The 11274-nt window shown below is 53.1% G+C and carries 13 protein-coding genes; 3 read left to right on the top strand and 10 right to left on the bottom strand.

Features of this window, described 5'->3' with window-relative positions; translation table 11 throughout:
- Positions 1–92: IS3 family transposase (locus H8K47_RS11940; protein ID WP_186881635.1), on the top strand; the 92-nt coding region annotated here is incomplete at its 5' end.
- Positions 93–169: 77 nt separating this feature from the next.
- Here H8K47_RS11940 and lnt read toward each other — a convergent pair.
- The 7 genes from lnt to H8K47_RS11905 form a co-directional block, all read right to left on the bottom strand.
- On the bottom strand, positions 170–1750 hold the full coding sequence (gene lnt, locus H8K47_RS11935; protein WP_186881634.1) for an apolipoprotein N-acyltransferase: 1581 nt from the start codon (positions 1748–1750) through the stop codon (positions 170–172).
- Positions 1743–2621: an HlyC/CorC family transporter gene (locus tag H8K47_RS11930; RefSeq protein ID WP_186881633.1), complete on the bottom strand. Its 879-nt coding sequence runs from the start codon at positions 2619–2621 to the stop codon at positions 1743–1745. The genes lnt and H8K47_RS11930 overlap by 8 nt, the downstream gene beginning before the upstream one ends.
- A gap of 136 nt (positions 2622–2757) precedes the next feature.
- Positions 2758–3657, bottom strand: a complete 900-nt coding sequence (locus H8K47_RS11925; RefSeq protein WP_186881632.1) for an ion channel — start codon at positions 3655–3657, stop codon at positions 2758–2760.
- Positions 3658–3663: 6 nt separating this feature from the next.
- The gene (gene ybeY, locus H8K47_RS11920) at positions 3664–4131 is read right to left on the bottom strand and encodes an rRNA maturation RNase YbeY (RefSeq protein ID WP_186881631.1); all 468 of its coding nucleotides are present in this window, start codon (positions 4129–4131) and stop codon (positions 3664–3666) included.
- On the bottom strand, positions 4109–5236 hold the full coding sequence (locus H8K47_RS11915; protein ID WP_186881630.1) for a PhoH family protein: 1128 nt from the start codon (positions 5234–5236) through the stop codon (positions 4109–4111). Before H8K47_RS11915 ends, ybeY begins: the two co-directional genes overlap by 23 nt.
- A complete protein-coding gene (gene miaB, locus H8K47_RS11910) occupies positions 5233–6579 on the bottom strand; it encodes a tRNA (N6-isopentenyl adenosine(37)-C2)-methylthiotransferase MiaB (RefSeq protein WP_186881629.1) in 1347 nt (448 codons plus the stop codon). Before miaB ends, H8K47_RS11915 begins: the two co-directional genes overlap by 4 nt.
- A gap of 191 nt (positions 6580–6770) precedes the next feature.
- Positions 6771–7157: a hypothetical protein gene (locus H8K47_RS11905; protein WP_186881628.1), complete on the bottom strand. Its 387-nt coding sequence runs from the start codon at positions 7155–7157 to the stop codon at positions 6771–6773.
- A gap of 287 nt (positions 7158–7444) precedes the next feature.
- On the opposite strand from H8K47_RS11905, the gene H8K47_RS11900 reads away from it, so the two are divergent.
- A complete protein-coding gene (locus H8K47_RS11900; RefSeq protein WP_186881627.1) occupies positions 7445–7951 on the top strand; it encodes a flavin reductase family protein in 507 nt (168 codons plus the stop codon).
- Between the two features lie 7 nt (positions 7952–7958).
- Complete coding sequence (locus H8K47_RS11895) at positions 7959–8213, top strand: SemiSWEET transporter (RefSeq protein WP_186881626.1); 255 nt, start codon at positions 7959–7961, stop codon at positions 8211–8213.
- Positions 8214–8222: 9 nt separating this feature from the next.
- Here the strand turns inward: H8K47_RS11895 and H8K47_RS11890 are convergent, their stop codons facing one another.
- The 3 genes from H8K47_RS11890 to purE form a co-directional block, all read right to left on the bottom strand.
- Positions 8223–9257, bottom strand: coding sequence for an L-threonylcarbamoyladenylate synthase (locus H8K47_RS11890; RefSeq protein ID WP_186881625.1), 1035 nt, complete (start codon positions 9255–9257; stop codon positions 8223–8225).
- Complete coding sequence (locus tag H8K47_RS11885) at positions 9254–10462, bottom strand: 5-(carboxyamino)imidazole ribonucleotide synthase (protein WP_186881624.1); 1209 nt, start codon at positions 10460–10462, stop codon at positions 9254–9256. The genes H8K47_RS11890 and H8K47_RS11885 overlap by 4 nt, the downstream gene beginning before the upstream one ends.
- Before the next feature lie 314 nt (positions 10463–10776).
- The gene (purE, locus tag H8K47_RS11880; RefSeq protein WP_186881623.1) at positions 10777–11274 is read right to left on the bottom strand and encodes a 5-(carboxyamino)imidazole ribonucleotide mutase; all 498 of its coding nucleotides are present in this window, start codon (positions 11272–11274) and stop codon (positions 10777–10779) included.

Raw genomic sequence — 11274 nt, 5'->3', positions numbered from 1 at the left:
ACTACATCCACTACTATAATCATGACCGTATAAAACTGAAATTAAAAGGGCTGAGTCCTGTTCAATACAGGAATCAGCCCTTGGCCACGTAACTATCAAGCTGTCCAACTAAATGGGGTCACTTCAATCACGAGTGCCTTTTTTATTCTGCTCAACCGCTGATGCGCGTTCAGCGCAGGCGTCGACGCGACACAATTGTCAGCAGTATCAGCAATACAGCCAGCCCCAGCGCCAGGCTATTACCAAACAGTATATAAGGCGTGACACCTTGCATCCCTTGTACAGCGCCTTGTAATACCGCTTGCTGCTGGTAAGGTAATTGCTGCCTGACTTTGGCCGAGACATCGATAATCACGGTCGCACCAGTATTGGTAGCGCTGATTAAAGGACGCCCCGTCTCCAGCACCCGCATCTGCGCAAACTGCAAATGCTGAGGCATCGCAATCGAGTCGCCATACCAGGCCAGATTGGAGACATTTAATAATATGCTTGGTACCGCCTGTTGCGCCGCATGGCGGGCTTTGATTTGTGCTGCGATTTCCTCACCAAACAAACTCTCGTAGCAAATATCCGGCATCACAAACTGATCTTTCACCGCCATCGGCATCTGATACAAACCGGCACCGGAGAAATCACCAATCGGTATATGCATCAGTTTGACAAACCAATGAAAACCGAAGGGAATAAATTCACCGAACGGCAGCAAATGATGCTTATCGTAGCGATATGCACGCGCTGCATAGTGGGGTGAAAATCCGAGCAGGCTGTTGGAATACACATCGGCTGCATCCTGCACGGCCAGCCCCAGCAAAACCGTACTGCCACTCTGCTGGGCAAATGCATTAATACGTGGCAGATAATCTTCCGGCAACATCGACGACAAGGTAGGCAAAGCCGTCTCAGGGGTAGCGATCAAATCTGCGGGTGCTGCGGTGATCATGTCGAAATACAGGCGCAGCGAATCATTCAGACGCTCCTGTTGAAACTTCAGATCCTGATCCACATTCCCCTGCAATAAGCGGACTTGCAAGGTATTTCCCAGCGGCTGAGTCCAGTGCAGCTCGCGCAGCGCGGTACCGGAGAACAGCAAGACAACGATGCCTGCCAGGGCGCCCCAGCGTGTGCGACGACTCACCGCGGGTAACAGCGTGGTCGTCAGCAATGCAGCCAACATTGCAGCCAGCAGACTCAGGCCATACACCCCCGCCACCGGCGCATAGGCAGCCAGCGGGCTATTGGTGTGTGCATACCCGGCTATCGCCCAAGGAAAACCGGTAAACATCCAGCCTTTGCACCATTCCGTCAACATCCAGGCAGCCGGAAAAATACTCAGCAAGAGGCTCAGACGGCTTAACGCAAACCGGCGTTGCAAATAGAGTGACAGCGCTGCAAAAGCCGCACCATACAGTGACAAGAAAAGTGTTAACACCAGCAGTGCGGCTATAGCCAGCAACCAGGGCATGCCGCCATAACGCGACATCGCAATCACCAGCCAGCTAATCGTCGTCGTCAGCCAGCCAAAGCTATACAAACCAGACTGCAGCATGATGCGGCGGTAGCTTTGCTGTTCAGGCGCTGGCGCCAGCAGCACGGCAAACAACAGTGCCATGCCCAGCGTTTGCAGTTGCCAGACCCCGTAAGGCTCAAATGCAAATACATTCAATCCACCTGCGATGAGCAACAACACATTCAGTTTCCAGCCACGGCAAGATGTCAGCCAGGTCGCGGCTAAGGCAACCGCTTTAATCATCCTCGTCCATCCTGAGCCTTTGCTCTACCTGCACAATCTGTACCTGACGTGCATCAGCACGCAAGACTTCGAAATGCAGATTGGCGAGTGTAAATTCATCCCCCTTGTGCGGCACTTCACCCAGATGGCCTTCCAGGAATTCAGCCAGACTGTCGGTCTCAGGCCCCGCCAGGCGCACGCCTAATACGCTGTTGAACTGTCCGATTTCTGTGACGCCCTTAACCCGCCAGCGCTTACCATTGCCTTTGTTTTCCAGCGCCAGGATGTTATCTTCTTCTTCCTCGAAGTCGTATTCATCCTCGATATCACCTACGATCTGCTCCAGCACATCTTCAATCGTGATCAGGCCGGCAATGCCGCCATATTCATCGACCACCATCGCCATGTGATTGCGATTGGCGCGAAAATCTCGCAACAAGACATTCAGGCGTTTTGATTCCGGGATATAAATGACTGGGCGCAGCATATCGCGCACATCGAACGCTTCTTCCGCGTAATAACGTAATAAGTCTTTAGCCAGCAAAATACCGACCACTTTTTCGTCATCGTCATCGATGGCAGGGAAGCGTGAGTGTGCCGTGGCCAGCACTTCCGGCATCCATTCATCAATTGGCTTGGAAATATCAATCACATCCATCTGGGCGCGCGGCACCATGATGTCACGTGCGCACAAATCAGAAACCTGAAACACACCCTCTATCATTGCCAATGCATCGGCATCAATCAGGTTGCGCTCCTGGGCTTCCGTCAGAACCTCTAACAGTTCCGCACGATTTTCGGGTTCGGGAGAAATTAAGGCGGTCAATCTTTCGAAAAGTGACCTGTGGGGTTTAAGGTCAGCTGATCTGACCTTACTAGAGTGCTCTTGCATAGGAGGCTTAACGCCGTTGTTTCAATCCTACAGAATACAACAAATACACCGGAATCCAAAATTATCCTGCAGATGGAGGTTGCACCTATTGCAAAATTAATACGCATACCACCTGCCGCCAGGCAGCATCCCTGGCCTACTGATCCACGCGCTCCTGGCCGGGAACCACCTCGGTTTCGTGAAAACGTTGATAATGCAGATGGGCTACTGTGCCCTGATAATTCAAGACATCGATATAACGGTGTCCCCAACGGATTTCCTGTGCCTGATAATACTGACGTGCACGTTGCATCTGGTGGGTAGTTTCATCCACCCCTTCAACGGTCAGTACAAATGCCGCATTCATATTTTTGAGTTGCGCCGGTGTTTTTCCATACAGGGGGCTATCGGCATCAATCACGTGAATAATTGTCCAGCCCAGACTGAACATAGGATGCTGATCGCGCTCGAGTCTGAGATCAGTCAATTTGCGAAACTTGCCCATACTGGTAGTTTCTTCATCATGCAGCATGCGCAATTTCGCCGATGCTTCACTGATGATATTCAGGCGTGCATTGGCTATTCTGAACAAGAGCAATTGCTGACCATCTGCGACATGGGAGACCGGATACTGAGAAAACAAAATGCTCGCACGCGGGCGTGAAAAGCGGGCAAACATGACTCCCGTAATCAAAGCCACACTAGCCATCCCAACAAAAATTTCTGTCGTCGACACCCAGTGTGCATAGACGGTTTGCGGATGCATATCGCCATAACCAACCGTCGCGAGGGTTTCCACGCTAAAGAAAAAAGCACCCAGAAAATTATCCGGTGCCATATTCGCAATCGGATGTTCGCCCAGCATATACAGGCTCGCGAAAATTAGATTGAAGCTCAGAAAAACCAGAGCCGCTGCCAGAAAAAACTGCGGCCAGCTGGACGTCATCGCGTAATAGTAAATATCCTGCCAGTAGTGACGCTCCATGCCAAACACCACCACGTCACGCCCGCCCATGGTGATGCGCTGTCCATAATGCCGCTGCCAGGGAAACCGCATGCAGACTTACTCCTGATAAGGATTGGCTAAACCCAGGCCAGCGAGTATTTCAATCTCCAGCGCTTCCATCTCTTCCGCTTCTTCGTCAACCTCGTGATCGTAGCCCTGCGCGTGCAAGACACCATGCACGATCAGATGTTGTGCATGATCGATGAGTGGTTTGCCCTGCTCTGCCGCTTCACGCTGCAAAACATCGGTACATAAAATAATATCAGCCTGCGTCACTTCAGCATCCTGATCTTCGGTATAGGCAAAGGTCAGCACATTGGTTGCATAGTCTTTACCGCGGTAATCACGGTTCAGACTCTGCCCTTCTTCCGCATCAACAAAACGCAAAGTCAGCTCGGCCGGGAAAAACAAAGCAGCCTGCACCGTCTTTCTGAGCAATGGCCGTGGTAAGACTTCCTGCAGTCGGGTATCTGCGTACTGCACGGATAAAGTCAGTTTAGGTTTAGCTGGATTTTTTACGGCCATGATGTGAAGTACTTAATGTAGAAGTAGAAGAACTGCCGGCTTTAAATAGGCCCAGTGCAGTCTGATGTGTCGTGTTGTGCTCGCTGGCGGCCTCATAGGCATCCACGATGCGGCCGACCAATGGATGACGCACAATGTCGGCGCTGGTGAACTGGGTGTAGGCGATGCCGCGCACCTCTTTCAGCACATGGCAGGCATCCACCAAGCCACTGCGCTGTCCGCGCTGCAAATCCACCTGAGAAGGATCGCCGGTCACCACGGCTTTACTACCAAAGCCTATGCGGGTCAGGAACATTTTCATCTGCTCCGGCGTGGTATTTTGCGCCTCATCCAGAATGATGAACGCATGGTTCAGGGTACGACCACGCATATAGGCAAGCGGCGCGATTTCTATCACTTGTTTTTCAAACAGCTTCTGCGTGCGGTCGAAACCCAGTAAGTCGTACAGCGCGTCATACAAAGGACGCAGATAGGGGTCGACTTTCTGCGCCAGATCACCCGGCAGAAAGCCCAGCCGTTCACCTGCCTCTACGGCAGGACGGGTCAGGATAATGCGTTTAACGGCATCACGCTCCAGCGCATCAACCGCACAGGCAACAGCAAGATAGGTCTTACCGGTTCCGGCCGGACCGATACCGAAGGTGATATCGTGCTCTAAAATGGATTTCAGATAGTAATTCTGCAGTGGGGTACGCCCACGCAAATCGGTACGTCGGGTTTTCAGCAGCGGACTTTCAATCTCACTCACATCCGGCACAGAAACCGGCAGCGCCGCTTCACTCACCGTAAGCTGACTACGCTGCTCAGCGGTATCGGCATGCTGAGCCTGATGCTGGCGTGCACGTTGCTCCACCAGCGCCAGCTGCACCTCATCGATAGACACGGGCTTTTTCGCTATCGTATAAAAATGCTCCAGCAACGCCAGCGCGCGTTCCCCCTGGTGCCCACTGATGATAAATTTTTCACCGCGACGGAATATGGTCACATCCAGCGCTGCCGACAACTGGCGCAGATTTTCATCGAGCGGGCCACACAGATTCGCCAGCCGGTTGTTATCCAGCGGCTGAGGAACAAAATGTGTGACCGGCACAGGCGTTTTTATCATGATGCAGCCGCATCCTTCGCATCGATGAGTTCACCGCGCAACGAATAGTTATACGATTCAGTAATGCGGGTATCCACCAGCGTACCAATCAGGCTGGCAGGACCAGCGAAATTCACGACGCGGTTGTTTTCCGTACGCCCCTGCAGTTCGGCTGGATTTTTGACTGAACGACCGTCTACCAGGATACGCTGTACCGTACCTATCATGGCATTGCTGTATTTTTTGGTGTTCGCATCGATCACTGCCTGCAGATGCTGCAGGCGCCGCAATTTCAATTCCTGCGGCGTATCGTCGGCCAGATTCGCAGCCGGCGTGCCTGGACGTGGGCTGAAAATAAAACTGAAACTGTTATCAAAGCCAACATCCTCTATCAGCTTCATTAAGGCATTGAAATCCTCGTCTGTCTCACCTGGGAAACCAACGATGAAATCGGAAGATACTGCGATATCAGGGCGTACCTGCTTCAGGCGACGCAACACCGATTTGTATTCCAGCGCGGTATAGCCGCGCTTCATCGCAGATAAAATGCGGTCAGAACCATGCTGAGCCGGCAAATACAAATGATTCACCAGCTTAGGAACCTTGGCATAGCAATCAATCAGACGCTGAGTGAACTCCTTAGGATGGCTGGTTACAAAGCGTATACGTTCAATTTCCGGAAATTCAGCGATGTACTCGATCAGCAAGGCGAAGTCGGCGATCTCACCATCTTCCATCACGCCGCGATACGCATTCACATTCTGACCCAGCAACGAAATTTCTTTTACACCCTGCGCCGCGAGACCGGCCACTTCGGCCAGCACATCTTCAAAGCGACGCGACACCTCTTCACCACGGGTATAAGGAACGACACAGTAACTGCAATACTTACTGCAGCCTTCCATGATAGACACGTAGGCGGTCGCGCCTTCTATTTTGGCTGGTGGCAGGTGATCAAATTTTTCGATTTCAGGGAAGCTGATATCCACTTGCGAACGACCCGAGTGGCGGCGCGCATCGATCAATTGCGGTAAGCGGTGCAAGGTCTGCGGGCCAAATACCACATCCACATAGGGTGCGCGTTTGATGATGGCCTCGCCCTCCTGGGATGCGACGCAGCCACCGACACCGATCAGCAGATCCGGATTTTTCTTCTTCAGTTCACGCAGACGCCCGAGGTCGGAAAACACTTTTTCCGAGGCTTTTTCGCGCACGCTGCAGGTATTGAGCAGAATCACATCCGCGTCTTCCGGCGTGTCGGTTTTGACTAAACCTTCAGAGACATTCAATACATCTGCCATTTTGTCTGAGTCATACTCATTCATCTGGCAGCCAAAGGTTTTAATAAATACTTTTTTTTGCATTATTTACTTCTACTATTTTGAAAATTGACGCAAAACTATGAGGCTGAGTTGGCGCTATAGTCATCTGTGCATGCCAAACCGCACCGCCTCAGACATTTCTCTTACAACCAGTACATGATTTCAGGACTGCCGCAACGTGTCTGTACTAGCGTTCACCGACATTCCAGACCTGTATCTGTACTGCAGCTTAATTACTTTACTTCCGGATTTTTAAACGGTATCGGTGCCCAGACTTCCGGCTTAGGTAATACTTTAGGCATTTCCGCTGTCGTCAGTATCCAGACCTTATCAATATCACCCATGGTGTTTTCGGTGTAATTGACGATGATTTTAGGCGCATCCAGTGTAGACGGCAGCACCAACAAGTTTTCATTATTAAAAATCCTGGCGCCTGGCGACAAAAAACGCGCCTTGCCATCCAGGCGTACATCCGGATAACGTGACATATCGAGCACACCACGTTTGGTTCCGGGCGGGAACTGACGCTCGGTCGTCATCTGCGCAAAGGCGCTGGCACCCAAGAAAAGCAGGCATACTAACAATCCCAGGCGTCCAGCCAGGCTGCTCAGTGTCTTCATATCATTCAACCTGTCAGTATTTAGGACTTACGCACAATTGTCCCGGCAAGGCATGGCGACGCAGGCAGTACGCATAGTACGACAAGGAGCCATAACGCAGCCGGGGCGGTTTTGCGTAAGTCCTGTGTTTAAAAAAACCAAACAAATCAACCACTTAAAGTCCGGATCAGGAATCCGTCAAGGGCGCAAGTTTAACACAGTGCTGCCATCAGAACAGGAAAGCCGCACCGACTTCTACGAATGCGGGGAAATCTGGGATAATGTCGCAAAAAAGCCATGGACTCCCAATGCACACCCGCGCTCCGCGCGCTGAAAAGCGCGAATTCGATACCCGCCATTTCCGTCAGGCCCTGTCACAGTTTGCGACCGGAGTGACCGTGATCACGACCCGTCTCGCGGATGGTCAGTTTCTAGGGCTGACTGCCAGCTCCTTCAATTCGGTTTCACTGGACCCGCCCCTGATACTCTGGAGTCTGGGTAATGCGGCTAACAGCATGCCTGTTTTCAGCGGTAATTCTCATTATGTTGTGAATATCCTGTCAGCAGAACAGGGCTGGCTGGCAGAACAGTTCGCGAGTAAAAAAACGGATCGCTTTGAGGGCGTGGAATTCAGCTTATCGCGTACCGGACACCCGATACTCAAGGGTTCCTCCGCCTGGTTTGAATGCCATAACCGCAGCCGCTATCCTGAAGGCGATCATGTCATCTTCGTCGGGGAAGTCGAGCATTGCGAATTTACCCCGCAAGCCCCGCTGGTTTATCATTCGGGTCAATTTATTCAGACCCTGCCGTAATAAGCCTATGCAAACTTCCGACATTATCGGCTATATCGCAGCCGTACTGACAACGACCGCCTTCGTTCCCCAAGCCTGGATGACCTGGCGCTGCAAACGCGCAGAAGGCGTTTCGCTGAGCATGTATGTGATTTTCATCGGCGGCATCCTGATGTGGCTTACTTACGGCATATTGCTGTCAGCCTGGCCAGTCATCATCGCCAATATCGTGACGCTGATGCTTGCGTCCTTCATCCTGGCGATGAAACTGATTTACAAATAAACAGTCCGCTTAGCCCAACAGTCGCGCGAGTACATCACGCGAATCGAAAGCAGCACGACGCAATCTGTCATTGACGCCCTGCCAATCCTGGTCTTGGGGTAAAGCCTCGACCAGAATCAGGTCAGCCTGCGCATGATCGAGCTCACGCAAACCGGCATACAGGTCATGCGCGTACGATACCGGATCTGCGGGCAAATAGCGCCAGGCACTGGTCTGTATTGCAGGATGCGCCTGATAACTCATCAGCGCCACCTGTTTACCACGTGCCTGCAATTGGGTTACGACCTGATCCAGCTCATCTGCCCTGATCTGCACCACCGGCGTATGCGGTGCATAATGGGCGTCCAGGGTACCGGAAGCCCGTGGTGCAGCGGCATCAGGACTGGCGACCGGCATCTGCATGACTTGCTCTAACTGGGCCGCGCTGATATGACCCGGACGCAGCAAGACTGGCCCATGGGTAGCCAGCCGGCTCAGATCAACGATGGTCGACTCAATACCGACTTCACTCTGACCACCATCAAGCACAGCAGCAATCAGGCCACCTGGACTCAGTTCCTGGGTAAATTCCTCCATCACATGTTCAGCCATGGTCGGGCTGACATGACCGAATTTATTGGCTGAGGGAGCAGCCAGACCACCACGCCCACCTTTGAACGCACGCAGCAATTCCTGCGCCACCGGGTGCGATGGGCAACGTATGCCTACTGTGTCCTGTCCGCCCGATACCGCATCCGGTATATGTGCAGCACGCTTCAGTATCAAGGTCAGTGGACCGGGCCAGAAAGCCGCGATCAGTTGCTGCGCCTGCTCTGGAATCTGCTGTGCCCAATAAGAAATATCCGCACCGGGCGCTACATGTACGATCACAGGATGATTGGAGGGGCGGCCTTTGGCTTCATAAATACGCGCTACCGCATCCGGATTTTCGGCATCAGCACCCAGTCCATACACGGTCTCGGTCGGAAACGCGACCAGCAGGCCGCTCTCTAAGGCTTCTGCTGCTTCCGCAATCGCGCAAGGTGTACAAGCGACTGCTTTCATGCGGACTCCGGTGTGGCGATACCGAGGATGACGCAGGCACTGCGCAGATTGGCACGGGCCAGTTCCATACTGGACGCGACAAACGTGACGTGCCCCATCTTACGCGCACGGCGTGCTTCGGCTTTGCCATACAAATGCAGATGCGCACCAGGGATAGCGAGTATCCGATCCCAGGCGGGTTCACGCTGGCGCTCGCCATCAAACCAGACATCGCCGAGAATATTTAGCATGGCCGCTGCCGAATGCTGACGCACACTACCCAGTGGCAGTTGCGCCAGTGCACGGACTTGCTGCTCAAACTGGCTGGTATCGCAGGCATCCATGGTGTAATGGCCGCTGTTATGCGGACGCGGTGCCATTTCATTGACCACGATAGAGCCATCAGTCAGCACAAAGAACTCAATACACAATACGCCCACATAGCCGAGCTCAGCAATGATATCCAATGCTGCCTTCTGTGCCTGACGTGCGACTTCCGGTGACACATTCGGGCTAGGCGCGAGTGTCGTGAACAAGATGCCATCGCGGTGTACATTTTCAGCGATAGGATAGACCACTGCCTCTCCATCGACACCACGTGCAACCAACACGGAAACTTCGTACGCAAGCGGCAACATTTTTTCGAGTACGCAATGGCCTTGCATCAATGCATACGCGGTATGCAATTCTTCGCGATTACGCACCCGCACCTGGCCTTTGCCGTCATAGCCCATGCGTGTTGTTTTCAGTATGCCGGGCAACAAATCGTCGTTCACACTCTTCAGGTCTTCTTCAGAAGCGATACCCCAGTGCGGCGCCGGATACACACCGGTATGCAAGCCACAGCGGGTGAAGAAATGCTTTTCCGCCAGACGGTCCTGCGCGATAGACACACAGGCTGCGGCAGGTGCGACGAAGCCGCCAGTCGCCAGCAGTTTCAGACTGTCGGCCGGTACATTTTCAAATTCGGTGGTGACACGCGGCGCAAGCCTGGACAACAAGGCCAGACCTTGTTCATCGTCATACGCCAATTGCACATGGTGTTCTGCCACTTGCGCTGCAGGACAAGCCGCTTCGGGCTCCAGCACAGCAACCTGATAACCCATTGCCTGAGCCGCGTGAGCAAACATACGGCCCAACTGACCGCCACCCAGTATGCCAAGACGGCTTGCTGCAGTATTCGGTAACAGCGGCTGGCGCGGCTGATCTTGTTTGTCGATATTCATGATGTCTTACTGAAAATGCAAAGGAATAGGAAAGACGCAATACCGGCCCTGAAGCTGGCGGGCGAATACTGGCAACCAAGAGCTGCCATCCTCGCCTACCGTGCCAGAACCATCCTGCATCAGCCCTGAGGAAGATACTCCCCCTCATAGTTAAAAAATCTGACCTGTGATCGCATGAGCGATCCGGCTTTGAACATACTCCGGGGAGTATCAGGCAAAGCGGGACAGGCACACTACACTGTAGCGCAAGCTAAGGCGCTCAAGAATGCAGGTTAAGCGAAGCTGCAGCCTGCATCCCGCCGCTTTAATCAGCGTCAAACCGGCAATACCATGTCGCGTGCGACCTGGGTCTGACGTACCCGGAAAGCCTCTAATTTTTCTGCCAATGCTGCATCCGTGGTAGCCAGCATCGCGACCGCTGCCAGCGCCGCATTGGCCGCACCGGCTTCACCAATCGCAAAGGTCGCAACCGGTATGCCCTTAGGCATCTGCACGATAGACAACAGCGAATCTTCTCCACGCAGATACTTGGATGGCACCGGTACGCCAAACACCGGTACGATCGTTTTCGCTGCGATCATGCCTGGCAAATGGGCCGCACCGCCGGCACCGGCGATAATGCCACGTATGCCGCGTTCACGCGCTGTCTCAGCATAGCGGAACATCTCATCTGGCATACGGTGAGCAGACACGACCTGCGCTTCAAAGCCGATGTCAAATTCCTTCAGAACAGCGACGGCATGTTGCATCACATCCCAGTCAGACGAAGAACCCATCACCACGCCGACCTGCACTTTTTTTTCCTGAGTCAT

The organism is Cognatundibacterium rugosum, from assembly GCF_014284365.1.
GTDB classification, from domain to species: domain Bacteria; phylum Pseudomonadota; class Gammaproteobacteria; order Burkholderiales; family Burkholderiaceae_D; genus Undibacterium; species Undibacterium rugosum.
This window is presented reverse-complemented; position numbering and strand designations above follow the sequence as displayed.